Origin of the sequence: Aeromonas sp. R2-3, assembly GCF_040908375.1 — a bacterium.
Taxonomy (GTDB): Bacteria; Pseudomonadota; Gammaproteobacteria; order Enterobacterales; family Aeromonadaceae; genus Aeromonas; species Aeromonas veronii.
Map to the genome: position 1 here is coordinate 115,678 of NZ_JBFODP010000022.1, position 24,486 is coordinate 140,163.

25 protein-coding genes and 1 other RNA gene are annotated in these 24,486 nt (G+C 58.8%); 6 read left to right on the forward strand and 20 right to left on the reverse strand.

What is annotated here, in order from left to right; all coding sequences use genetic code 11:
• Positions 1 to 16 precede the first annotated feature (16 nt).
• From murG to rsmI, 12 genes are all read right to left on the reverse strand, one after another.
• On the reverse strand, positions 17 to 1,099 hold the full coding sequence (murG, locus tag AB5Z02_RS11100) for an undecaprenyldiphospho-muramoylpentapeptide beta-N-acetylglucosaminyltransferase (RefSeq protein WP_043821958.1): 1,083 nt from the start codon (positions 1,097 to 1,099) through the stop codon (positions 17 to 19).
• Positions 1,099 to 2,280, reverse strand: coding sequence for a cell division protein FtsW (gene ftsW / locus AB5Z02_RS11105; protein WP_005336154.1), 1,182 nt, complete (start codon positions 2,278 to 2,280; stop codon positions 1,099 to 1,101). Before ftsW ends, murG begins: the two co-directional genes overlap by 1 nt.
• Positions 2,277 to 3,560: a UDP-N-acetylmuramoyl-L-alanine--D-glutamate ligase gene (gene murD / locus AB5Z02_RS11110; RefSeq protein WP_202004356.1), complete on the reverse strand. Its 1,284-nt coding sequence runs from the start codon at positions 3,558 to 3,560 to the stop codon at positions 2,277 to 2,279. Before murD ends, ftsW begins: the two co-directional genes overlap by 4 nt.
• Positions 3,561 to 3,564: 4 nt before the next feature.
• A complete protein-coding gene (mraY, locus tag AB5Z02_RS11115; RefSeq protein ID WP_005356635.1) occupies positions 3,565 to 4,647 on the reverse strand; it encodes a phospho-N-acetylmuramoyl-pentapeptide-transferase in 1,083 nt (360 codons plus the stop codon).
• Complete coding sequence (gene murF, locus AB5Z02_RS11120) at positions 4,641 to 5,996, reverse strand: UDP-N-acetylmuramoyl-tripeptide--D-alanyl-D-alanine ligase (RefSeq protein WP_323915167.1); 1,356 nt, start codon at positions 5,994 to 5,996, stop codon at positions 4,641 to 4,643. The genes mraY and murF overlap by 7 nt, the downstream gene beginning before the upstream one ends.
• Positions 5,993 to 7,525: a UDP-N-acetylmuramoyl-L-alanyl-D-glutamate--2,6-diaminopimelate ligase gene (murE, locus tag AB5Z02_RS11125; protein ID WP_236322457.1), complete on the reverse strand. Its 1,533-nt coding sequence runs from the start codon at positions 7,523 to 7,525 to the stop codon at positions 5,993 to 5,995. The genes murF and murE overlap by 4 nt, the downstream gene beginning before the upstream one ends.
• On the reverse strand, positions 7,458 to 9,212 hold the full coding sequence (locus AB5Z02_RS11130; RefSeq protein WP_005336163.1) for a peptidoglycan glycosyltransferase FtsI: 1,755 nt from the start codon (positions 9,210 to 9,212) through the stop codon (positions 7,458 to 7,460). The genes murE and AB5Z02_RS11130 overlap by 68 nt, the downstream gene beginning before the upstream one ends.
• Positions 9,209 to 9,523, reverse strand: a complete 315-nt coding sequence (gene ftsL, locus AB5Z02_RS11135; RefSeq protein ID WP_005336166.1) for a cell division protein FtsL — start codon at positions 9,521 to 9,523, stop codon at positions 9,209 to 9,211. The genes AB5Z02_RS11130 and ftsL overlap by 4 nt, the downstream gene beginning before the upstream one ends.
• Positions 9,524 to 9,526: 3 nt before the next feature.
• Complete coding sequence (gene rsmH / locus AB5Z02_RS11140; protein WP_005336168.1) at positions 9,527 to 10,465, reverse strand: 16S rRNA (cytosine(1402)-N(4))-methyltransferase RsmH; 939 nt, start codon at positions 10,463 to 10,465, stop codon at positions 9,527 to 9,529.
• The gene (mraZ, locus tag AB5Z02_RS11145) at positions 10,466 to 10,924 is read right to left on the reverse strand and encodes a division/cell wall cluster transcriptional repressor MraZ (protein ID WP_167571402.1); all 459 of its coding nucleotides are present in this window, start codon (positions 10,922 to 10,924) and stop codon (positions 10,466 to 10,468) included.
• A gap of 442 nt (positions 10,925 to 11,366) precedes the next feature.
• An RNA gene (gene rnpB / locus AB5Z02_RS11150) (RNase P RNA component class A) lies at positions 11,367 to 11,753 on the reverse strand.
• A gap of 157 nt (positions 11,754 to 11,910) precedes the next feature.
• Complete coding sequence (rsmI, locus tag AB5Z02_RS11155) at positions 11,911 to 12,744, reverse strand: 16S rRNA (cytidine(1402)-2'-O)-methyltransferase (protein WP_047438714.1); 834 nt, start codon at positions 12,742 to 12,744, stop codon at positions 11,911 to 11,913.
• A gap of 199 nt (positions 12,745 to 12,943) precedes the next feature.
• Between rsmI and AB5Z02_RS11160 the strand changes: the two genes are divergently transcribed.
• Genes AB5Z02_RS11160 through dolP form a run of 4 tightly spaced genes read left to right on the forward strand, consistent with a single transcriptional unit; the run spans position 12,944 to position 16,227 of the window.
• The gene (locus tag AB5Z02_RS11160; protein WP_231719993.1) at positions 12,944 to 14,731 is read left to right on the forward strand and encodes a penicillin-binding protein activator; all 1,788 of its coding nucleotides are present in this window, start codon (positions 12,944 to 12,946) and stop codon (positions 14,729 to 14,731) included.
• Positions 14,673 to 15,044: a YraN family protein gene (locus AB5Z02_RS11165; RefSeq protein WP_005341723.1), complete on the forward strand. Its 372-nt coding sequence runs from the start codon at positions 14,673 to 14,675 to the stop codon at positions 15,042 to 15,044. Before AB5Z02_RS11160 ends, AB5Z02_RS11165 begins: the two co-directional genes overlap by 59 nt.
• Before the next feature lie 9 nt (positions 15,045 to 15,053).
• Positions 15,054 to 15,644, forward strand: coding sequence for an SIS domain-containing protein (locus AB5Z02_RS11170; RefSeq protein ID WP_005336275.1), 591 nt, complete (start codon positions 15,054 to 15,056; stop codon positions 15,642 to 15,644).
• A gap of 4 nt (positions 15,645 to 15,648) precedes the next feature.
• Positions 15,649 to 16,227, forward strand: coding sequence for a division/outer membrane stress-associated lipid-binding lipoprotein (dolP, locus tag AB5Z02_RS11175; RefSeq protein WP_005336277.1), 579 nt, complete (start codon positions 15,649 to 15,651; stop codon positions 16,225 to 16,227).
• 45 nt (positions 16,228 to 16,272) lie between these two features.
• Here the strand turns inward: dolP and AB5Z02_RS11180 are convergent, their stop codons facing one another.
• The 8 genes from AB5Z02_RS11180 to zapE all read right to left on the reverse strand — a co-directional run bounded on the left by AB5Z02_RS11180 (position 16,273) and on the right by zapE (position 22,446).
• Positions 16,273 to 16,698: a ClpXP protease specificity-enhancing factor gene (locus AB5Z02_RS11180; RefSeq protein WP_005336278.1), complete on the reverse strand. Its 426-nt coding sequence runs from the start codon at positions 16,696 to 16,698 to the stop codon at positions 16,273 to 16,275.
• On the reverse strand, positions 16,695 to 17,324 hold the full coding sequence (sspA, locus tag AB5Z02_RS11185; protein WP_005336279.1) for a stringent starvation protein SspA: 630 nt from the start codon (positions 17,322 to 17,324) through the stop codon (positions 16,695 to 16,697). Before sspA ends, AB5Z02_RS11180 begins: the two co-directional genes overlap by 4 nt.
• Positions 17,325 to 17,411: 87 nt before the next feature.
• Complete coding sequence (locus tag AB5Z02_RS11190) at positions 17,412 to 18,146, reverse strand: cytochrome c1 (protein WP_368216005.1); 735 nt, start codon at positions 18,144 to 18,146, stop codon at positions 17,412 to 17,414.
• The gene (locus AB5Z02_RS11195; RefSeq protein WP_019444835.1) at positions 18,143 to 19,360 is read right to left on the reverse strand and encodes a cytochrome bc complex cytochrome b subunit; all 1,218 of its coding nucleotides are present in this window, start codon (positions 19,358 to 19,360) and stop codon (positions 18,143 to 18,145) included. Before AB5Z02_RS11195 ends, AB5Z02_RS11190 begins: the two co-directional genes overlap by 4 nt.
• A gap of 2 nt (positions 19,361 to 19,362) precedes the next feature.
• A complete protein-coding gene (petA, locus tag AB5Z02_RS11200; protein ID WP_005336284.1) occupies positions 19,363 to 19,953 on the reverse strand; it encodes a ubiquinol-cytochrome c reductase iron-sulfur subunit in 591 nt (196 codons plus the stop codon).
• A 295-nt stretch (positions 19,954 to 20,248) separates the two neighbouring features.
• Positions 20,249 to 20,641, reverse strand: coding sequence for a 30S ribosomal protein S9 (gene rpsI, locus AB5Z02_RS11205; RefSeq protein ID WP_005336286.1), 393 nt, complete (start codon positions 20,639 to 20,641; stop codon positions 20,249 to 20,251).
• A 15-nt stretch (positions 20,642 to 20,656) separates the two neighbouring features.
• On the reverse strand, positions 20,657 to 21,085 hold the full coding sequence (gene rplM / locus AB5Z02_RS11210) for a 50S ribosomal protein L13 (RefSeq protein ID WP_005336289.1): 429 nt from the start codon (positions 21,083 to 21,085) through the stop codon (positions 20,657 to 20,659).
• A 266-nt stretch (positions 21,086 to 21,351) separates the two neighbouring features.
• Positions 21,352 to 22,446 (reverse strand): cell division protein ZapE, encoded by a 1,095-nt coding sequence (gene zapE / locus AB5Z02_RS11215; protein WP_368216006.1) that lies wholly within the window; start codon positions 22,444 to 22,446, stop codon positions 21,352 to 21,354.
• 140 nt (positions 22,447 to 22,586) lie between these two features.
• Between zapE and AB5Z02_RS11220 the strand changes: the two genes are divergently transcribed.
• Both AB5Z02_RS11220 and AB5Z02_RS11225 read left to right on the forward strand, forming a co-directional pair.
• On the forward strand, positions 22,587 to 22,967 hold the full coding sequence (locus tag AB5Z02_RS11220) for a YhcB family protein (protein WP_005355138.1): 381 nt from the start codon (positions 22,587 to 22,589) through the stop codon (positions 22,965 to 22,967).
• 81 nt (positions 22,968 to 23,048) lie between these two features.
• Positions 23,049 to 24,410 (forward strand): Do family serine endopeptidase, encoded by a 1,362-nt coding sequence (locus AB5Z02_RS11225; RefSeq protein ID WP_005336295.1) that lies wholly within the window; start codon positions 23,049 to 23,051, stop codon positions 24,408 to 24,410.
• The last annotated feature ends 76 nt before the right edge of the window (positions 24,411 to 24,486 follow it).

Below are 24,486 nucleotides of genomic sequence, written 5' to 3' on the forward strand. Positions count from 1 at the left end.
GCTGCAACCTTGCTCATCAATCTTTACCACGCTGCCCGGTTGCGAGCTGTTTGCACTCATCCGCAACCCGCTCGGCCGCATCGGTAATGGCGACGCGACGAGCCGCTTTCGCCATGTTAAACAGGGTCTCCCGGCGACCAGCCAGCCAGGTCAGGCGTGCCGCAAGTGAAGCGGTATTCAGCTCGGACTGGGGCAGAAACTCGGCTGCACCGCCGTCGACCAGGGTCAAGGCGTTTCGGGTCTGGTGATCATCCACCGCATGGGGCAGCGGCACGAAAATGGCAGCCACACCGGCGGCAGCCACTTCGGAAACAGTCAGCGCACCGGCACGGCAGACCACCAGGTCGGCCCAAGCGTAGGCGCTGGCCATATCCTTGATAAATTCGCTCACCTCGGCATTGATGCCGTGCTGGGCATAGGCAGCAGAGACAGCCTCGGCATTGCCCTTGCCACACTGGTGACGCACTTCAATGGGCACGCCGGATGCCGCCACCGCAGCAGGTACCTGCTCGTTGAGCACCCGCGCCCCCAGACTGCCACCCACGATCAGCAGATGGAGCGGCTCGGCTCCGCTGCGCAATTGCGGATCCGGCAGTGCGACCACTTCGGGACGCACCGGATTACCGACCACGGCGGTGCGACGGCTCGGCGCGAAGGCGCCCGGAAATGCCATCAACACCCGCCTGGCGATACGGGCCAGCAGCTTGTTGGTCATGCCTGCAGCAGCATTTTGCTCATGGAGCAGCAACGGGATGCCGGAGAACCAGGCCGCCACGCCACCCGGGCCGGAGGCAAAACCGCCCATGCCGAGCACCACATCAGGACGAACGGTCTTGAGTACCTGACGCGCCTGCAGGATCGATTTGACGATGCGATAGGGCGCAACCAGCAGTCGTTTGATGCCGTTGCCACGCACCCCCTGAATATCGATGAAGGAGATGGGATAACCATGGGCGGGCACCAGCTCCGCCTCCATCCGGTCGGCAGTGCCGAGCCAGTGGACAGTCCAGCCTTGGGCCTTCAGGCGATCGGCCACGGCCAGACCGGGGAACACATGCCCACCGGTACCACCTGCCATCACCAACAGAGTCTTGCTCACTAAACCTCCCGCACGCGCGCCTGGGCTGTCGCCTGACGCAACTCAAAATCGATTCGAATCAACATGCTCACCGCCACCGACATGATGATGAGACTGGAACCACCGTAACTGACCAGCGGCAGGGTCAAGCCCTTGGTCGGCATCATGCCGCTGGCCGCGCCGACGTTGACGAAGGTCTGGAAGCTGAACCAGATGCCGATGCCGATCGCCAGATAACCGTCATAGAGCCGCTCTGCCACCAGCGCGCGATGCCCCAGCTTGAGCGCCTTGACCGCCAGCGCAAAAATCAGGAACAGGGCGCCCAGCACCCCGACGTAACCCAGCTCTTCACCGAGGATCGCAAACACGAAGTCAGTGTGCGCTTCCGGCAGGTACTCCATCTTCTGGATAGAGTTGCCAAGCCCTTCGCCAAACCAGCTGCCACGACCAAACGCCATCAGCGACTGGGTCAACTGGTAGCCGCTGCCGAACGGGTCGGCCCAGGGATCCATAAAGGAGGTCACCCGCCGCATCCGGTAGGGCTCGACGATGATCAGCATCACCACAGAGCCGAGACCCGCGCCGATCAGGGTCAAAAACTGTCCCAGTCGGGCACCGGCCAGAAACAGCATGCCGAACGAGGTAACGAACATCACCACGGTGGAACCCAGGTCAGGCTGCAACAGCAGCAAGACCGCCAGCACCCCGAACACTGCCAGCGGTTTCAGGAAGCCGATCCAGGCTTCGCGCACTTCGCTCTGGCGCCGCACCAGATAACCGGCCAGATAGACAAACAGCGCCAGCTTGCCAAACTCGGCAGGCTGCAGGTTGAAGGGGCCAAGCGGCAACCAGCGCACCGCACCGTTAACGTTGCGGCCCACCAGTAGCACCAGCACCAGCATCAAGATCGCCAGCAGCAGCATGGGGCCGTTGTGCTGTTGCCAGCGCGCCATCGGCACCTGCAACACAAACCAGGAGATACCGAGCGCCATCACCAGAAACAGGGCGTGACGCTTCACAAACATGAAGGGGTCATCCCCCAGCGCAATCCCTTCGGGGATCGACGCCGAGGCCACGATGACCACCCCGACCGCCATCAGGGAGAGCGCCAGCAGTACCAGCTGCCGATCGTAGAGACCGGCAGGACGCGCCGGTAACAACCAGCGCTGGAACAGACCTGCTGCTGCGCGAAGGGCGTTCATAGCGCCAGCACCATTTCGGTGAAGCGATCGCCGCGCACCTCGAACGACTTGAACTGATCGAGGCTGGCACAGGCTGGCGCCAGCAGCACCCAGTCACCGGGCTTGGCATCGGCCGCCGCTTTGGCAACCGCAGCGGCCAGGTCGGCCACCCGTTCGGTCTGCTCGCCCAGTGCCAGCAGCACCTCGGCATCCTGACCGAAGCAGTACATGTGATCGATCTGGTTGCCCAACAGCGCCTGGATCGGGCCAAAATCCTGCCCCTTACCCTGACCACCGGCCAGCAGCAGCAGGCGCCCCTTGACCGACTCGCGCACACCGGCAACGGCAGCCAGTGTGGCTCCCACGTTGGTGGCCTTGGAGTCGTTGATCCAGCGCACCCCGTTCACCTCGCGCACGAAGCGGGCACGATGGGGCAAGCCCTCGAAACGACGCAGCACGGTAAGCTGAGCCGCACGGGGAATACCGACCGCATCGCACAGCGCCATGGCCGCAAGGGCGTTGGCCTGATTGTGGGCACCGACGATCTTCATCTCGTCCACCGCCAGCAGCGGTTCGCCGTGCAGGGTCAACCAGTAGCGACCATCCAGCAGGCAACGGCCATAGCCATTGCAATCGAGACCAAAGCTCTGCCACACCTGACCCACATCGGGCAGGGTCTGGGCATCGTCACGATTGACCAGAATGTGTTTGGAGTGCTGATGGATCTCCATCTTGGCGGCGCGATAGTCGGCCATGCCCTGATAACGATCCATGTGATCTTCTGAGAGGTTCAGCACCACGGAGGCGGCAGCACGCAAACTGTGAGTAGTTTCCAACTGGAAGCTGGAGAGCTCCAGCACGCAGAGATCCATCGGCTGCTTGAGCAGCTCCAGCGCAGGCGTGCCGATATTGCCGCCCACACCGACATTGAGGCCGGCTTCGGCAATCATCTCGCCCACCAGGGTAGTGACGGTGCTCTTGCCGTTCGAGCCGGTGATGGCGATGACCGGAGTCTGGGTCTCGCGAACAAACAGTTCGATATCACCGACAATCTGCACACCACACTCGGCAGCCGCTTTCAGTTCGGGGGTCGCCAGCGCGATACCCGGGCTCGCGACGATCATGTGCGCCTGCTTGAGCAGCTCCTCGTCGAGACCGTGAATGAGCTCTACCTCAGGCGGCAGTTGATCCTTGCCGGGCGGGTTGGCGCGGGTATCCATCACCAGTGGCGTCACGCCACGGCCGAGGAAGTAATCGACACAGGAGAGTCCGGTTTTGCCCAATCCGATGATGATGACCATGGCCTTACCTCACCTTCAGGGTGGCAAGACCCAGCAGCACCAGCACGAGGGTGATGATCCAGAAGCGCACGATGACGCGCGGCTCCGGCCAGCCCTTCTTCTCGTAGTGGTGATGGATCGGCGCCATGCGGAAGATCCGCACGCCGCGCAGCTTGTATGAACCCACCTGCAGGATCACCGAAACGGTCTCCATCACGAAGACGCCGCCCATGATCACCAGCAGGAACTCCTGACGGACCAACACGGCGATGGTACCGAGCGCGCCGCCCAGTGCCAGGGAACCAACGTCCCCCATGAATACTTGCGCCGGATAGGTGTTGAACCAGAGGAAACCCAGACCCGCCCCGACGATGGCAGTACAGACGATCACCAGCTCGGAGGTATAGGGCACGTAGGGAATGTGCAGGTAGCTGGCAAAGTTGACGTTACCGGTAGCCCAGGCGATCAGGGCAAAGCCCCCCGCCACCATCACGGTCGGCATGATGGCCAGGCCGTCGAGACCGTCGGTCAGGTTGACCGCATTGGAGGTACCGACGATGACAAAGTAGGTCAGCACGATAAACATCAGGCCAAGCTGCGGCATCACATCCTTGAGGAAAGGCACCACCAGCTGGGTCTGCCCCTCATGGGTTGCGGTCGCATAGAGGAACACCGCCACCGCCAGCGCTACCGCGGATTGCCAGAAATACTTCCAGCGCGCGATCAGGCCGTCGGTATTCTTGCGCACCACCTTGAGGTAGTCGTCGGCAAAGCCGATGGCGCCATAGGCACCCAGCACAAACAGCACCAGCCAGACATAGGGGTTGTCGAGGCGGCACCAGAGCAGCACAGACGTGAAAATCGCAGCAATGATCATGAGGCCACCCATGGTCGGGGTACCCCGCTTGCTGAGGTGGGACTCGGGACCGTCGTTGCGGATCACTTGACCGAATTTCAGGATCTGCAGGCGACGGATCAGGCGTGGCCCCATCCAGAGGGCAACCCCCAGTCCGGTAATGATCGACAGGATGGCGCGAAACGTCAGGTAGGAGAAGACGTTGAAGAAGGTGAAGTGCGGGGTGAGCAGTTCGGCCAGCCAGACTAGCATGTGGCTGACTCCTGACGGTCTTTGACCATCTCGACGATATCTTCCATGCGGGAGCCACGTGCCCCCTTGACCAGAATCGAAATTTCCTGATGTGTATTTATCATTTGCGCAAGCACTTCAAACAACGACGCCTTGTTATCGAAATGTCGGCCAACCGCGGCATCTGCGGTGTGGCGACTCTCTTCCCCCACTGTCAGCACGGCATCCAGACCGCGCTCGCGGGCATGACGGCCAACCCGGGCGTGTTGCTCGGCAGACTCCTCACCCAGTTCCCGCATATCACCAAACACCAGCACCTTGAAGCCGCCCATGGCGGTCAGGGCATCGATGCCCGCCAGCACGGATTCCACGCTAGCATTGTAGGTATCATCCACCAGGGTCAGACCGCCCCAGCGCTGCACGCAGAAGCGCCCCTTGACCGGTGCCATCTGCTCCAGCCCCGCCTTGACACAGGCGAGGGATGCGCCGAGGGCCAGACAGCCCGCGGCGGCAGCCAACGCATTGGCCACGTTGTGGCGACCCGGGATAGCCAGAGTCAGGCTCAGCTCACCCTGCGGGGTCACCATCACGAACTCGGCGCAGCCTTGTTCGTTGAGCACAAGGTTGCGCGCGTGGAACGGCTGGCTCTGATCGTCGATGGAGAAGGCGCACTGAATGCCGCGTTCCCGCCACTTCGGCCAGAATTCGTTGTCGGCATTGACGATGGCGGTGCCGCCTTCGCTCAGCCCCTCAAAGATTTCGCTCTTGGCGTGAAACACGCCTTCCAGCGAGCCGAAGCCCTCCAGATGGGCCGCCGCCACGTTGTTGATGATGGCGGCATCGGGTTTGGCCAGCGAGGTAGTCCAGGCGATTTCGCCCGGATGGTTGGCACCCAGCTCCATCACCGCAAACTTGTGCTGCGGCTCGAGGCGCAGCAGGGTGAGCGGCACGCCCACCTCGTTGTTGAAGTTGCCAGCGGTGGCCAGTACTTCCCCTTCGTTGCGCAGGATGGCGGTTGCCATCTCCTTCACCGTGGTCTTGCCGCAGCTGCCGGTAATGGCCAGCACTTTCGGGTTGATGCGCTCGCGCACCAGTTTGCCGAGGCGGCCCAGTCCTTTCAGAGTGTCGGTCACCACCAGCTGGGGGATGGCCAGCGGCAGTTCACGCTCGACCAGCAGGGCAGAGGCCCCTGCCTGAACGGCCTGCTCGCAAAAATCGTGGGCATCGAAGCGCTCGCCGCGCAGGGCAACGAACAGGGCACCAGCGCCCAGAGTGCGGGTGTCGGTACTGACGACGGTGATCTCGCCATCGTTACCAATCAGACGGGCATCGAGTACCTGCGCCAGCTCGGCAAGCCTGAGGGTCATCATTTGAATGACTCCAATAATGTGTGCAAGGCGGCCGCAACGGTTTCCCGGTCGCTGTAGTGCCGCTTGTCGGTTCCAATGATCTGATAATCCTCGTGACCCTTACCGGCCACCAGGATGATGTCCTGTTTGCTCGCCTGACCGATGGCCAGCGAAATCGCCTTGACCCGGTCGTGCTCCACATGCACCGCAGCAGGATCGCGAAGCCCCGCCACCATGTCGGCCATGATCCGGGCCGGCTCCTCGGTACGGGGATTGTCGTCGGTCAGGATCACGCGATCCGCATACTGCTCGGCCATGGCGGCCATCATGGGGCGCTTGCCGCGATCGCGGTCGCCACCACAACCGACCAGACACCAGAGCTGCCCTGTGCAGTGCACCCGCAGGGCCTGCAATGCCTTCTCCAGCGCATCCGGGGTGTGGGCGTAATCGACCACCGCCAGCGGCGTATCGCCACCGCCAAAACACTCCATGCGACCGGTCACTGGTTGCAATTTCGGGGCAGTTGCCAGCAGCTCGTTGAAGTCATAACCAAGCACCAGCATCACGCCCATCGCGGCCAGCACATTGCTGACGTTGAAGCGCCCGAGCAAGGGGGCGGATAATACACCATTCCCCCAGCTGGAGTTAATCTGCGCGCGAAAACCTTGCTGGTGAAAATCGAGCTGCTGCGCCGTTAATTGACGGCCAGAATGGTGTTCAATCGGGCCATTAACGCTGAACGCCACCGCTGCCGGGTACTTTTCGAGCCACTTGGCACCCAGCTCGTCCTCGCGGTTGATCACCGCATTCGACTCATCGACCAGCTGCAGCAACTGCTCTTTGGCCGCACCATAGGCTTCCATGGTGCCGTGGTAGTCGAGGTGATCCCGGCTCAGGTTGGTGAAAACGGCAGCGGCAAACTGCAGTGCGGCAACACGGTGCTGCACCAGACCGTGGCTGGAGACCTCCATCGCCACCAGATCCGCCCCCTGTGCTTGCAGCGCAGCCAGATTGGCTTGCACCTGCACGGCGCTACCGGTGGTATTTTCCGCTTCGATCAAATTGCCAAACAGGCCGTTGCCGATGGTGCCCATCACACCCGCCTTGCCGCCCAGCAGGGTGCGCCAGTTGGCGACCAGCAGTGCCGTAGTGCTCTTGCCGTTGGTGCCGGTGATCCCGACCAGCGCCAGTTTTTTCGCTGGCTGGTCGTAGAAGGTACCTGCGAGTGCTGAGAGGTGAGCGGGCAGATCCCGCATCCCGATACAGGGAACCGGAGTCGATGGTGGGATAAATTCTCCATCCTCCTCAAACACAACAGCGGTCGCTCCCTGAGCCACCGCCTGTTCGATAAACCGTCTGCCATCCACCTGATGGCCGCAAATGGCCACGAAGAGCGAGCCGGGGCCAACCCGCCGACTATCCAGCTGGATATCGGTCAGGGTTAGAGCCGGCGCCTGGATACCGAAGGGGCGCAGTAATGCATCAAGTGCGCGGGACAAGAGAAGCCTCCGTACGGGCAAGTTTGGTGGGCACCGCTGGCGGCACCGCATCGGGACGAATATTGAAGAGCTGCAGCACCCCGCCCATGGCCTCTGCAAACGGTGGGGTCGCCACGGCGCCGCCATAATAGGCGCTGCCTTTTGGCTCGTTGATCACCACCACCATGACGAAACGGGGATCACTGGCGGGTGCGAAACCGGCAAACCAGGCCATGTAATCCTTGCCATAGCCACCGGCGACGGCGACCTTGGCGGTACCACTCTTGCCACCGACCCGATAGCCCGGGATCTTGGCTTTTGGAATAGCGTTGTCGACCACATACTCCAGCGCCTGCAACATGGCAGCGGCGTTGTTGTGATCAATCACCTGCTCACCCTTGGGCGGCGTAGTCACCTTGACGATGGAGAGCGGCACCCGTTTGCCCTTGTTGGCCAGGGTGGCGTAGGCGGAAGCCAGCTGCAGCGGGGTGACTCGCAGACCATAACCGAACGAGAGGGTCGCTCGCTCGATATCGGACCAGCGACGACGCTGGGGCAGCATGCCGCTGCTCTCGCCCATCAGCCCGCTGCCGGTATCCATGCCGAAACCGAACATGCTGAGGGTATTGATCATCTCCTGCGCCGGCATCCGCAGCGCGATGCGCGACATACCGATGTTGGAGGAGTAGCGCAGGATGTCGTAGAGGTTGGTCGCCTTGTGGATACTAACGTCCTTGATCTGCTTGGCACCGATAAAGAGCGGCCCACCAGGAATGAAATCTTTCCAGCTGGTGACACCTGCCTGCAAGGCACTGAGCAAAATCAATGGCTTGACGGTCGAACCCGGCTCATAAGTATCGGTCACCACCCGGTTGCGTACCCGAAAGCTCTGATACTGGCCGCGGTTGTTCGGGTTATAGGAGGGGGTGTTGACCATGGCGAGTACTTCACCGGTCTTGATATCCAGCATCACCATGGAGCCGGAGGTCGCCTTGTTCTCGTCGGTTGCCCGCTTGAGGGCACGGTAGGCCAGTGCCTGCACCCGCTGATCGATACTGAGCTGCAGATCGTTGGCGTTCTTGCCCTCTTTGACGATGCCAAGCCGTTCGATGACGCGCCCCTGCCGATCCTTGCGCACCCGCATTTCGCCGGGTGTCGCCGTCAGCCACTCGTTGTAGCTGCGCTCAATCCCTTCAATACCGCTGCCATCGATGTTGGTCACCCCCACCAGATGGGCGCTGATCTCGCCGGTCGGATAGAAGCGGCGCGCTTCTGGGCGCAGGTAGACGCCACCCAGCTTGAGCCCCTTGATATATTCCGCCACCGCAGGAGTAACTTGACGCTGCAGATAGACGAAGCGCTTGCTGGGGTTGGCGATGCGGTGTTTGAGGGTATTGATGTCGAGCTTGAGCACGGCGGAAAGCGCCAGCCAAGCCCGCTCGTTATTGATGGCACCGGATTCGTGTACGGTCTTGGGATCGGCCCAGACCGCTTCGACCGGTACCGATACTGCCAGTTGCTCACCGTTGCGATCGGTGATCATGCCGCGCACCGCCTGGGTAGAGGTGGTACGCAGGGAGCGCATGTCCCCTTCCTGACGCAGGCGATCCGGATTGATCACCTGGATCCAGGCCAGACGCAGGATCAGACCCACAAACGCGATGCCGATAAACACCGCAAGCGTGCGAAAGCGCCACGGATAGATCGATGGCGCTTTGACATTCGCTTTGGCAGCTTTGGCTGTAGCCTTGCGTTTCATGGTTGGGTAATTACCTTCTCGGTGGTCACCAGCGGACGACCCATCTGCAACTTGTCCATCGCCAGACTCGCCACCCGGGAGTGTTCAGCCAGGGTGCCCTGTTCCAGCAACAGGTGGCGCCATTCGATATTGAGGCGATCCTCTTCCGCCATCAGATCGTTCTGCTTGGCCGTCAGACCACGGGTCATGTTGGTCACCAGGATCACGGCAAACGCGGTCACCAGCACGGCGACCGACAGAAAAATCTGCAGCTTGTGCCGCCAGAGATCAGCAACGATCTCCTTGGCCAGATGAACACGCACTTCGCTCATCGCTTACTCCGCCAGCCGTTCGGCAACCCGCAGCACCGAGCTGCGTGACCGGCTGTTTTCAGATACTTCATGATCAGAAGGCTTGAGTGCCTTGCCGACCGACTTCAATTTGCGACCGCCAGCCAGCTGGGCCTCGGTCAACGGAATGCCGTAAGGCACTTCCGGCCCCTTCTCGTGCTTGCGGATGAAATGCTTCACCAAGCGGTCTTCCAGCGAATGGAAGCTAATCACTGACAGACGGCCATGTGGTGCCAACACTTCCAGTGCACCGTTGAGCGCGGTTTCGATCTCGTCCAGCTCGCTGTTGATATAGATGCGGATGGCCTGGAAGCTGCGAGTTGCCGCATGCTTGCCCTTCTCCTTGCTCGGATTGACCCGGGCAATCATCTCCGCCAGTTGGCGAGTACGCACATAAGGCTCGGTCACTCGGTCGTGCACGATGGCACGGGCGATCTTCTTGGCAAAACGTTCCTCACCGAAGGTCTTCAGCACCCAGGCGATGTCATCCACATCGGCCTTGGCCAGCCACTCGGCGGCGCTCTGACCGGAGGTGGGGTCCATCCGCATATCGAGCGGACCATCTTTCATAAAGCTGAAGCCACGCTCGGCATCATCCAGCTGGGGTGAAGAGACCCCCAGATCCAGCAGGAAGCCATCCACCTTGCCCAGCAAACCGCGCTCATCCAGATAGGAGGCGATGCCGGAGAAGGGGCCGTGCACGATTTCGAAACGGGGATCCTGGATCTTGGCTGCTTCGGCAATCGCCTGGGGATCGCGGTCGATGGCGATCAGGCGGCCATTGGGGCCTAGGTGCTGCAGGATCAGACGAGAATGACCACCACGGCCAAAAGTACCGTCGACGTAGACACCGTCCGGCTTGATGGCCAGACCTTCAACGGCTTCGTGCAGCAGCACTGTGATGTGTTCAGCAGCTTGGGTCATTTATAAAGAGAAATCCTGTAGTCGTGGTGAGCTTGCCCAATCGTCCCCGGGCAGACCCAAGATGTCGTCATTGACCTGTTGTTGCCAGCGGGCTTCATCCCACAGCTCAAACTTGTTGAGCTGGCCCACCAGCATGATTTTCTTGTCCAGCCCCGCATGGTTGCGCAGTGGCTGACTGAGCAGCAGGCGGCCATTGCCATCCAGCTCGCATTCGGTTGCATGTCCCAGCAGCAGGCGCTGCAAACGGCGCTCTTGCAGATTCATGCTGGAGAGAGTCTTGAGCTTGCGCTCGACCTCTTCCCATTCATTCAGGGGATAAAGCAGCAGACAGGGATGGGCAATATCGATGGTGCAGACCAGCTGGCCGTCGCTTTCGTCGCGCAGCCAATCACGGAATTTGGTCGGAATTGCCAGCCGCCCTTTACTGTCCAGGCTGATGGCATGAGCGCCACGCAACAAATTGCAGTCCCTGAAGGTGAGTGAGCAGGCAGATTGCCCCTCTAAAAACCACTTTGATCCACTTTTCCCCACCTTGAAGTTTAAGGACGTGCAGGGGGCTTTTCAAGCAAGGAGATGGGACAGAGGGAACATATTGACGCAGCAATTGCATACCGCGGATTGAGTGGGTTGATTTTCCACAAGTTATTTGGCGTTAAACTCTGGTGATTAATTGAAATAAGTGAATGAACTGAGAACACACACAATATGTGGGTGCGAACAACCATCCTGGGTTCTATCACCATCTATCGCTGCCATCGTGCCAAATACAAAACTATTCGATTGATTTAAAACATATATTTTCATGCAAAATGACAAGGTCGAAAATATCCTGCCAACGAAGCCATATTTTCTCATGCATAAAAAAGAGCCCCGCGATAAATCGCAGGGCTCTTCGGAATGAGGTCGGAGTCGGCCTGTAAGCCGGGTTCTGTACCGGGTTGCCCCGGGTAGCAATCATTCCTCTAGGCCAGCAATCGCTCGCTGGCTCAAGCAACCTACCCGCCCCCAACGCGGGCCGCGCCAATAGGGGCCTATTTGGTCTTGCTTCGGGTGGAGTTTACCGTGCCACGAACTGTTGCCAGTCGCGCGGTGCGCTCTTACCGCACCCTTTCACCCTTACCTGATCCCTTGCGGGCCATCGGCGGTCTGCTCTCTGTTGCACTGGTCGTAGGCTCACGCCCCCCAGGCGTTACCTGGCACCCTGCCCTGTGAAGCCCGGACTTTCCTCCCCTCCGCCCGTCTGTCCCGAGGGACACAACGACGAAGCAGCGATTGCCCAGCCAACTCCGAGGCGCGGATTATAGCCTTGCGATACGCACGGGGTAAACCGGCAATTCCCGTTTACAGCCATTTATCGCGCTTTGGTCCCCGTTTACAGGGTGAATGCTCGCCGGTTCGGGGGATTGCACAGGTCAGAAAAAAGTCTACTGGCCTATTTCATCGGCTCAATAGTGCTCGAGACCGTATTTATAGAGGGCATTCTTCTTCACGCCGTGGATCTCAGCGGTCAGGGCGGCCGCTTTTTTCAGTGGCAGCTCGGTTACCAGCAGCCCCAGAGTGCGGATCGCCTCGGCTGGCAGATCCTCTTCCTCTTTGGAAGCGCCAGCCACGACCAGCACGATCTCTCCGCGGCAGCGGTTGTCATCCTCGCCAAGCCAGGTCAGCATTTCGGACGCTGGCAGACCGTGGATCGACTCGAAGGTCTTGGTCAGCTCACGGCACACCACCACCTGACGCTCGCCGAGAATGCGAGCAATCGCTTCCACTGTATCCTGCACACGGCGCGGGGATTCGTAGAACACCAGCGAGCGGGTGTCTTCAATAACGGCTTGCAGGCGATCGTCACGTCCCTTGCTCTTGGCAGGCAGGAAGCCCTCAAAGGCAAATCGATCGGTGGGCAGACCGGCCGCGCTCAGGGCGGTGATGGCAGCACAGGGACCGGGCAGCGGCACCACCTTGACCCCGGCTTCACGACAGCGGGTGACCAAGTGATAACCGGGGTCGCTGATGAGCGGAGTGCCGGCATCGGAGACCAGCGCAACACTCTTGCCCTCTTTGATCCGACCGATCAGTACATCGGCCTTCTGCTGCTCGTTGTGATCGTGCAGGGCGAAGGTCGGCACCGAGATTTGGTAGTGGCTGAGCAGGATACCGGTATGACGGGTATCTTCGGCTGCCACCAGATCGACACTGCGTAAAATGTCCAATGCACGCTGGGTGATGTCCGCCAGATTGCCGATCGGAGTGGGGACTATATACAGGGTTGGGATGTCACTCATGGGATCTCCGAGTGCCCCGACAATTGTGTCGCCATATTGGCCCGTTTACACTATGGGGAACTTCAACACTGGTCGGGGAATGAACTTGAACCGGGTTACAAAGCAGCTAAGTGTATCACGACTCTTCGGCATCATACTCGCGGCAGTACTGCTCGCCGCCTGTGCGTCGGAGCCCAATCAACCGTCAGGGCCGTCAGGCATGCCCTCTGCGTTCTCCAATCTGACCAAGAATGCCCAGTGGTATCTTGAGCAGGTGGACCCGGCCAAGCCGGCTGAGGCCTTTACCTGGCAGATGCTGGCGGCACGCAGCTATCTGGCGCTGGGCCAGGCCAAACCGGCCTCGGCACTGTTCCAGCAATTGCAGAAGCAGGCCAAAGACCCCGCCCAGAAGGCGCAGTTGCAACTGCTGCAAGCCCATCTGTTGCTGGCACAAGGCCACGCCAATCAGGCGCTGATCCTGCTGGAAGGCAAACCCGAGGCGGTGCTGGATGCCGATACCCAGAAGGATTGGTATCGCCAGCGCGTGGTGCTGCAGCTCGACATCAACAACAAGTTTGGCGCAGCCAAGTCGTTGATTGCACTGGAGCCCTACCTCAATCAGAGCGAGCAGGCGACCAACCATCAGCAAATCTGGTCGTTGCTCAAAAGCATGACCCCCTCCACCCTGCAGGCGCTGGAAGAGGCTCCGGCCCCTGATGTGACCACCGGCTGGTTGCGACTGGCGGCACTGGTCAACGAGTTTGGCGCCCAGCCGAACCTGCTGGCCCGCCAGCTGGCAGGCTGGAAGCGCGACTTCCCCAACCATCCAGCCCAGAAGGATATGCCGGCAGGATTGGGCGATCTGGCTGCTACTGCCAGCACCTCGGTGCAACAGATCGCTGTGCTGCTGCCCCTCTCAGGCAATCTGGAGCCGCAGGGCGCCGCTATCCGTAACGGTATGCTGATGTCTTATAAGGAAAATCAGGGGCAATTCACCCTGAACTTCTACGACACCCAGAGCAAGTCGACCGGCGACCTTTACAAGCAGGCGATTCAGGAAGGGGCAGACATGATCATCGGTCCGCTGCTGAAAGACCGGGTCGAGGAGCTGCTCAAAGCCAATCCGACCGTGCCGGTACTGGCACTCAACGAGCTGGACAAGCCGGTCGTCAACGACACCACCTACTACTTCTCCCTCTCTGCTGCCGCAGATGCCGCACAGGCAGCCCAGTACCTCTACACCCAGGGCTACCGCAAACCGCTGCTAATCGCCGCCCAGGGGCGGATCGGTTACAGCAGTATCAAGGCGTTCGAGCAGAGCTGGGCCACCCTGAGCCAGGATAAGCCGGTCGTTGCCACCTTCGGTGCCCGCAACGAAGTACAGGGGATGGTCAAAAATGCCCTTAGCGGCCGCTCTACCGCCCGTGCTGGCGAGGTAGTGCAACTCTCTGATGCCGCACCGCGCAGCATCGATGCCGTTTATGTGGTGGCCAACAGCCTGGAAACCCGGATGATCAAGCCCTACGTGGATGTCTCGGTCAATCCGATGGGCAGCCTACCCATCTACACCAGCTCCCGTGGTTACGACAGCGCAGCCACCGAGGTCGCCTCCGAGCTCAATGGCATGCACATCGCAGATATGCCGCTGCTGCTAGGCGGCTACGAGAAACAGCGCGAGCAGATCGCCCTGCTCTGGCCGCAGACCCAGGGCGACCTGCTGCGTCTGTTTGCCATGGGCTACGATGCCGTCAGTCTGGCAGAAAACCTGCAGCAGATGCGCAAGGTAGGCGGCATGCAGCAGGCTGGCATGAGCGGTCAGCTGAGCGTGGATGCCCAGGGCAATATCGTGCGGATGCTGAGCTGGGGTACTTACCAGAATGGCAAACTGGTCGACGAGAACGCCGTTCAGCAACTGGAGGAGCCCTCCAATGAAGGAACTATGGAAACGGATGCGCCAGCAGTTGCCGAGCCTGTTCCCCTCACCAACGAGCAAGGGACAGCACTTTGAACAAGTCGCTGAACGCTGGTTGCAGGCTCAGGGCCTGCAACCGGTAGCTCGCAACTACCGCTGTCGTGGCGGTGAAATAGATCTCATCATGCACCAGGGCCAGACCCTGGTGTTTGTTGAGGTGCGCTACCGGGCCACCGGCAGCCATGGCGGGGCCGCCAGCTCGGTCACCCGCAGCAAACAGCACAAGATCATGCTGGCAGCGCGCCACTATTTGAAGCAACATGCCATCAACGAGGCCAATCAGGCCTGCCGATTCGATGTGATTGCGTTCGAGGGCGACCAGCCAGCCTGGATCCAGAACGCATTTTAAGAGGACCCTATGACTGACCGCATCAAAGAGAACTACACCGAAAGCATCCAGACCAAGATAGCCGCCGCCGAGGCGCTGCCGGATGCCATCCATACTGCAGCCCAGATGATCACCATCTGCCTGCTCAATGGCCACAAGGTGCTGGCATGCGGTAACGGTCCTTCTGCCGCACTGGCGCAGCTGTTTATCTCCGAGCTGGTCAACTGCTACGAGACTCAGCGCCCCTCCCTGCCCGGCATGGCCCTGACCCCGGACATGGCGACCATCAGCGCCATAGCCACCGATCACGGTTTTGAAGAGGTCTACGCCAAGCAGATCCGCGCGCTGGGCCAGCCTGGCGACATTCTGGTGGTCATCACCACCTCCGGCCACAGCCGCAGCCTGATCAAGGCCGCCGAGGCTGCCCTCTCCCGTGACATGACCATAGTGGTGCTGAGCGGGGGGGACGGTGGCGAAATGGCAGGTCTGCTCGGCCCGAACGATGTGGAGATCCGTGTTCCCTCCGCCCGTCGCCCTCGCATTCTGGAAGTGAACCTGTTGACCCTGCACTGCCTGTGTGATCTCATCGACCAGACACTTTTCCCGCAACAGGAAGATTGAAACCATGAAAAAGCACACTATCCTGCTCGGTCTGCTGGTTAGCACCCTGCTGCTGCAAGGCTGCGCAGCCTTGGTTGTTGGTGGCGCCGCAGGGACTGCCAAGGCCTCTGGCGATCGCCGAACCCTGGGCGCGCAGTGGGATGACCAGACCATCGAGCTGAAAGCGGCCAATCTGCTGGCCGACAACAAACCCCTCAGTGCAGCCAGCAAGATCAGCGTCTACAGCAACAATGGCCGCGTCCTGCTGGTCGGACAGACACCTTCTGACGTTTACAAGATTGAGGCGGGCAAAATTGTCAGTCGCATCGAAGGGGTGCGCCACGTCTACAACGAATTGCGCATCGGCCAACCTGCCAGTTTCACCACTCGCAGCAATGACTCCTGGATCACCTCCAAGGTGAAAGCCGACATGTTCGGCACCAAGAACTTCGACAGCACCAAGGTCAAGGTGGTCACCGAGAACGGCGAGGTGTTCCTGATTGGTCTGGTGACTCGCCAGGAGGGAGAGCAGGCAGTCAACATCGCCCGCCATGTCACCGGCGTGAAGCGCGTGATCAAGGCCTTCGAGTTCGCCCAGAACTAAGCCCGACCGCACATAAAAAAAAACGCAGCCAATCGGCTGCGTTTTTTATTTGATTACCTTCAGGGTCGGACGACCGCTTGGACGCGGCGGTTCCGGCTCAGGCTCCACCGGCGCTTCAGCCTGCTCAAGCCAGATATCGTAACCCGGCTCGGGCGGGAACATGGTGCCCACACCGTTCTCCCGGGCATGGATAGCCAACACTGCCGCCATCGGGATGTAAACCTGCTGGGAGACCCCGCCAAAACGGGCACTGAAGCTGATAGCCTCGTTATCCATGTGAAATTGCATCACGGCTCGGGGCGCGATGTTCAGTACAATTTGCCCGTCCTGAGCAAACTGCATCGGCACCATCACATGGGGAATGTTGACGTTGACCACCAGATGAGGGGTCAGATCGTTGTCCAGCAACCAGTCAAAGAATGCCCGTAACAAGTACGGGCGGCTCGGTGTCATTGTCGGTTCCATGCTCATACGCCAGCACGGATCTCGCGTTCGGCTTCGGTCAGGGAAGCCTGGAAGGACTCACGCTCGAACAGACGAACCATGTAGGCCTTCAGTTCTTTGGCGCCACGACCGGTCAGGTCGATGCCAAGGCTCGGCAGACGCCACAACAGCGGTGCCATGTAGCAATCCACCAGACCGAACTCTTCGCTCATGAAATAGGGCATTTCACCGAAGATCGGCGCGATGGCCAGCAGGTTGTCACGCAGTTCGTTGCGTGCAGCTTCAGCATCGGTACCGGCCATGATCTTGTCGGCCAGGGAGTACCAGTCCAGCTCAATGCGGTGCATCATCAGACGGCTGTTACCACGGGCAACCGGGTAAACAGGCATCAGGGGCGGATGCGGGAAGCGCTCGTCCAGATACTCCATGATGATGCGCGAGGTGTAGAGTGCCAGCTCACGATCAACCAAGGTCGGTACAGAGTTGTACGGGTTCAGCTCGGCCAGCTCATCCGGCAGATTGGCTGGATCAACCTGGCAGATATCCACGCTAACACCCTTCTCCGCCAGGACAATACGCACCTGATGGCTGAACATATCGTTGGCACCGGAAAACAGCGTCATTACCGAACGCTTATTGGCAGCTACAGCCATTGAACCCTCCCGTCATTAAAAAGCAGAAACGGCAATGAAGCATCTTGGTCTTCATTGCCGTGCATTATATTACCCGGATCTGGTCGCTTAGTGAACGTCGCGCCAGAATTCCTTCTTCAACAGCACAGTGAAGATGAAGAAGATCACGATGAAACCAAGCACCCAGAAGCCCATGCGTTCACGCTCCTGTTGTACCGGTTCAGCCGAGTAGACCAAGAAGTTTACCAGATCCAGTACCGTCTGATCATACTCTTCGTCATCCATTTCACCATTACCGTCAGATTTGATGCTGACAACCTGCTGGGTTTCCACTCCGTCGACCGTGTGAGTAGCGAACTCGGCACGGGGGGTTCCCTGCAACGGCTCCAGCACATGGGGCATGCCCACGGACGGGAACACGGCGTTGTTCACCCCGAACGGACGGGTCTCATCCACGTAGAAGGAGCGCAGATAGGTGTAGATCCAGTCTGCACCGCGCACCCGGGCAACCAGAGTAAGATCGGGGGGCGGCGCACCAAACCACTTGGCGGCATCCTTCTCCGAGACCGAGTTTTCCATCAGGTCACCAATCTTGGCACCGTTGACGATCAGATTGTCAGCCATCAGATCGACCGGGATCCCCAGATCCTCTGCCACCCGGTTGTAACGCTGGTACTGGGTGCTGTGGCAACCAAAGCAGTAGTTCATGAAGGTGGCTGCGCCACGCTGCAGAGAAGCCTTGTCGCTCAGGTCATAGTTGGCCTTGTCCAGATGCACGGCTCCGGCATTGGCAAACACCAGTGACGGCAGCAGGGTCAGCACTGCAAATATTATTCTTTTCATTTAAATGTCACCCTCTCCGGCAGCGGCTTGGTGCTTTCATTCTTGCTATAGAAGAACAGCAGGACGAAGAACCCGAAATAACCCAAGGTACAAATTTGGGCAATCAGCGTCAGAGTCGGCGTCGACGGCAGCACCCCGAGGATCCCCAGAATAACAAAGCACACCACAAACTGGGCAATGTTCAGCTTGTGCAGCTTGCTACGATAGCGCACCGAGCGCACCTTGCAACGATCCAGCCACGGCAGCAGGAACAGCACCACGATGGAGAGACCCATCATGATGACGCCAAGCAGCTTGTCCGGCACCGCCCGCAAAATGGCGTAGAACGGCGTGAAGTACCACACAGGCGCGATGTGAGCAGGAGTCTTCAGGCCGTTGGCCACTTCAAAGTTCGGCTTCTCGAGGAAGTAACCCCACATATCCGGCTTGAAGAAAATGATGGCGCAGAAGAAGAACAGGAAGCCAGCCACACCGATCATATCCTTGACGGTGAAGTAAGGGTGGAACGCCACCGCATCCAGCGGCCAGCCGTTTTCGTCCTTGTGCTTCTTGATGTCGATACCGTCCGGGTTGTTGGAGCCTACTTCGTGCAGCGCCAGAATGTGCATGGCAACCAGCATCACCAGCACCAGCGGCAACGCGATGACGTGCAGCGCAAAGAAGCGGTTAAGGGTCGCACCGGAAATCACGTAGTCACCGCGGATCCACAGGGTCAAATCGTCACCGATGACCGGAATGGCGCCAAACAGCGAGATGATAACCTGAGCACCCCAGAATGACATCTGGCCCCAGGGCAACAAGTAGCCCATAAAGGCTTCCGCCATCAGCACTAGGAAGATCAGCATGCCGAAGATCCACAGCAGCTCACGAGGCTTCTGATAAGAGCCATAGATCATGCCGCGGAACATGTGCATGTAGACCACAATGAAGAATGCAGACGCACCGGTTGAGTGCATGTAACGCAGCAACCAGCCGTACTCCACATCGCGCATGATGTACTCCACGGAGGCAAACGCACCTTCCGCGGAGGGGTTGTAGTTCATGGTCAGCCAGATACCGGTGATGATCTGATTGACCAGCACCAGCATGGCCAGCGAGCCGAAGAAGTACCAGAAGTTCAGGTTCTTCGGTGCCGGATACTTGGCCATGTGGTCGTTGTACATGGCCGTGAGCGGGAATCGATAATCGATCCAGCCCATCAGTTTACTCAACATGGTCAGGCCTCCTTGCCATCGGCACCGACCTGGATGGTGGTGTCATTAATGAATTGATAGGGCGGAATGACCAGGTTCAGCGGTGCAGGCACCCCCTGGAACACACGGCCGGCCATGTCGAACTTGGAGCCATGGCACGGGCAGAAGAAGCCGGACGTAACGCCCTGCACCTGCTCGCCAAAGCTATCAGGCAGATAGGAAGGTGAACACCCCAAGTGGGTGCAAATACCGACCGCGACAAAAATTTCGGGCTTGATCGATCTGTACCCGTTATGGGCATAGTCAGGCTGCTGCGGCTCTTCAGATGAGGGATCCCGCAGCTTGTCATCATGCGCGGCCAAGGCATCCAGCGTCTGTTTGGTGCGTTTCACCACCCAGACAGGCTTGCCTCGCCACTCGACACGGATGAGCTGACCCGGTTCCAACTTGCTGATATCGACTTCAACCGGCGCACCGGCTGCTTTGGCCTTGGCGCTCGGATTCCATGACTTTATAAACGGCACTGCGGTAAACGCAGCTCCTACCCCACCAACGGCAACCGTTGACCAGGTAAGAAATCTGCGGCGACCGGTATCAACTGGCGCATTGCTCATCCAAAAACTCTCCCATGTGGACTCCGCACATTCTTATAGTGTCCCTGTTCCCCATTTTTCCCGTGACAACAGCGGCGGAAGCTGGATTTACAATTGCCACAGAAAACAGGGGAAATTTTAAAGAAAAGATAACAACTTGACAAGAAAGAGCGGTGAGCAATGAAAACAATAAAGAAACAATTTTTTGTCTTTTGTGACGCGTGGTTAGCATTGATGTCGGTAATATTACCAATAAAAAAAGCCTGGCAACCGCCAGGCTTTTTTGACACTCGAAAGAGTGAGTACCAAAAGCGAATTAACGCTTGGAGTACTGCGGACGCTTACGAGCTTTGTGCAGACCAACTTTCTTACGCTCAACCTTACGGGCATCACGAGTAACAAAGCCAGCTTTACGCAGTTCGGAACGCAGGGTTTCGTCGTACTGCATCAGAGCACGAGTGATACCGTGGCGGATCGCACCAGCTTGACCGGAGATGCCACCACCGTTAACGGTGATGTACAGGTCCAGTTTCTCGGTCATCTCAACCAGTTCCAGCGGCTGACGAACTACCATGCGGGCAGTCGGACGGCCGAAGTACTGCTCCAGAGAGCGCTGGTTGATTACGATCTTGCCGCTACCCGCTTTGATAAATACGCGAGCAGTGGAGCTTTTGCGACGGCCGGTACCGTAGTATTGATTTTCTGCCATGTTGCCAGTTCCCGATTAGATATCCAGTACTTGAGGTTGCTGAGCAGCATGAGCATGCTCGGCGCCTGCGTAAACTTTCAGTTTACGGAACATGGCACGGCCCAGAGGACCTTTCGGCAGCATGCCTTTGACGGCTGCTTCGATTACCATTTCCGGTTTACGCTGAATCAGCTTGTCGAAGCTGATTGACTTGATACCACCCGGGAAACCGGAGTGAGCGTGGTACATTTTGTCGGTAAATTTCTTACCGGTTACGTGTACCTTCTCAGCGTTTACAACGATGATGTAATCACCGGTGTCAACGTGCGGAGTGTACTCAGCTTTGTGCTTACCACGCAGACGAGCAGCGATCTCGGTTGCGATACGACCCAGAGTTTTACCTTCTGCGTCCACAATGTACCAGTCACGTTTTACGGTTTCTGGCTTGGCAACGAAAGTTTTCATTAAGTTAAACCCAATTACCTGTTACAGACCCAATTGCTTATGGGGGCTCTCCCACAAACAACAAACGATGGCCTACCTGTACCCCTTCGAATACAAGTAAAGCTTAAAGTGTTGCTGTCTTATCGACAGCTGTAACGTGGGCCGGGCGATTATAAGTGAAGTTGCCTTAAATATCACCTGCTAATTTCACTGCCATGAAACCAGCAAATGTCGCCCGGCCCTACCTGCCGCAGATGCCCATCCGACTGGCAGGCGCGGTATTGTGACTAAGGAAGGTGCACTCTGGCAAGGTATTCGTGCGATTGCATTTCCTGAAGCCGCGAAAGACAGCGTTTGAATTCGAAATTCAGCAGCCCTTCGCCGTAAAGTTCTGTCATGGGAACCGCCGCCGACATGATGAGTTTGACGTGCCGTTCGTAAAACTCATCAACCATGGCAATGAAGCGACGAGCCGCGTCATCCGTGCCTGTACCCATTGGCTGCACATTGGCCAGCAGAACGGTATGGAACAGTCTGGCCAGCTCGATATAGTCGTTCTGGGAGCGGGGAGTACAGCAAAGTTGCTCAAACTCCATATAGAGCACCCCTTCCCCCATCCCGAGCGACGTCAGCTGACGATGATTGACCTCGAACGTCCCCTCGTAAGCCGTGTGTCCGCCGGTTAATTGCTGAAAATAGTGGTCAAGATTGGCTTTTGCCTGCAAATCCAGCGGGCAGTGATAAATCTCGGCTTGTTCTAGCGTACGCAGGCGATAGTCGATACCACCATCCACGTTAAGTACCTCACAATGGCGCTCGATCAGCTCGATAGCAGGCAGAAAACGGGCTCGCTGCAACCCGTTGCGATAAAGATCATGCGGTGGAATATTTGAAGTGGCGACCAGCACGACACCGTGACCAAACAGCTCCTGAAACAGCGTGCCCAACAACATGGCATCGGTGATGTCGGAGACAAAAAATTCGTCGAAACAGATGATGTCTGTTTCACTGGCAAGCTTGCTGGCCACCAGCTTGAGGGGGTCGGACTGCCCGCTCAGCCCCTGCAGCTCATCGTGAATGCGGTGCATGAAGCGGTGGAAATGGCTGCGCATCTTGCGCGTCCCAGGCAGGCTGTCGAAAAAAGTATCCATCAGCCAGGTCTTGCCTCGGCCCACTCCGCCCCACATATAGATACCGAGGACAGGCTCCGGCGGCTTGGGCTTTTGCAGCCAACCCAGCAGCCCTCGAGATCTGGTCGGAGTCGGGCGCCGTAGCAAATCCTGATACAGTCGCTCCAGCCTGCTAATGGCCATCCCCTGCGCGGGGTCGGCCACAAAGCCGGGGCGCAGCAGATCCTGCTGGTATTTTTGCTGCGGTGTCATCCTTGAGCGCCTCTCCAAGTCCCTGAATCGAGGACAAAATGGTATCACGGCCTCAGGACGCACGGTATAGTGCCATCAAGGCATGGCGGTTATGACGACCGCATAAACCCACTCTGTTTTAGCTGTAACAAGGAGCATCTATGAGTCTGTTAACTGGGATCCTGCTGGCTGTCGCGGCCTTGATTATCGGTGTCGTTCTCGGCCGTTTTTCGGTGCGTAGCCGCGATGCTGGCCGTCTCGAACAGGAACTGAAGAAGGCCCACAAGGAGCTCGAGAGTTATCAGGGCCAGATCAACACCCACTTCGCCGACAGCGCCGCCCTGATGGAGCAACTGGCCGAGCAGTATCAGACCCTCTATCGCCACATGGCCGAGCAGAGCAAATTCCTGGCCAAGGCGCAGGAACCGCTGTTCCGCGAGTCATTGGTAGAAGAAGCCCCAGCCAATGTGGCAGAAGAGCCGGGCGTTCCGCCTCGCGACTATGCTGGCGCCTCTTCCGGACTGCTCAAGCAACCAAACTAGTTCCTCGCGGAACTAATTGGCCAGTCCCGTGGTCTGACCTTGACGATTGCAATGCAACTTTTTCTGGGAGCTGTTTTTCATATGCGTAAACCTCTTTCCATGCTCAGTGTGCTAGCCCTCAGTGTCGGTATCGCCATGTCTGCGGCCCCTGCTCAGGCTGCACTGCCTTCCCTGTTAGGTTCAAATCAGGAGATGCCAAGCCTGGCGCCTGTTCTCGAACAGGTCACCCCGGCGGTGGTCAATATCTCGGTTTCTGGCAAAAAAATTACCCGTCAGCGTCTGCCGGAACAGTTCAAGTTCTTCTTCGGCCCCAACATGCCCGATGAACAGGTGAGCGAGCAGCCATTCCAGGCGCTCGGCTCCGGTGTCATCGTCGATGCCAAGAAGGGTTACGTGATCACCAACGCCCACGTGGTTCACGAGGCGGACGAGATCAAGGTCAACCTGAAGGATGGTCGTGAATATGCGGCCAAGAAGATTGGTGAAGACAAGCAGTCCGACATCGCTCTGCTGCAAATCAAGGCCGAGGATCTGGTGCAGATCAAGTTCGCCGACTCAGATGAGCTGCGGGTGGGTGACTATGCGCTGGCCATCGGCAACCCGTTTGGTCTGGGTCAGACCGTCACCTCCGGTATTGTCAGTGCGCTGGGTCGCAGCGGCCTCAACATCGAGAATCTGGAGAACTTCATCCAGACCGATGCGGCCATCAACTCCGGTAACTCCGGCGGCGCCCTGCTCAACCTGCGTGGCGAGCTGATCGGTATCAACACCGCGATTCTGGGCCCGAATGGCGGCAACATCGGCATCGGCTTTGCCATCCCCTCCAACATGGTGCGGGATCTGACCGAGCAGATCGTCAAGTACGGTGAAGTGCGTCGCGGCCAGCTGGGTATTACCGGCACCGAGCTCACCTCCGACATCGCCAAAACCTTCGGCTACAACAAGAAGGATGGTGCCTTCGTCAATCAGGTCATGCCTGATTCGGCGGCCGACAAGGCGGGCATCAAGGCCGGCGATATCATTGTCAGCATCGATGGCAAACCGGTTCGCTCCTTCGGCGAGCTGCGTGCCAAGATCGCCACCATGGGCGCTGGCAAGCAGGTCGAACTGGGGCTGATCCGCGATGGCAAGTCACAAACTGCCAAGGTGACCCTGAAGCAGGCCGATGACAGCGAAGTACGCGCCAGCGCGCTGCATCCGGCACTGGAAGGGGCCAAGCTGAGCACCACTACCGACCCGGTCTCCGGTGTCGCGGTGGCCGATATTGATCCTCGCTCTCCGGCAGCGGCTTCCGGTCTGCAGAAGGGTGACATCATCATCGGGGTCAACCGCCTGCGCATCAACACCCTGGGCGAGCTGACCAAGGCGCTCAAGAACAAGCCTGACGTGCTGGCGCTCAACATCCAGCGCGGCGACTCCTCGCTCTATCTGGTGATCCGCTAACGCTCAAGTTGTTCGCCAGCCCATCCATCACCCGCGGCCTTCACCGCGGGTGATTTTTATCCATCGATAGTGTTAT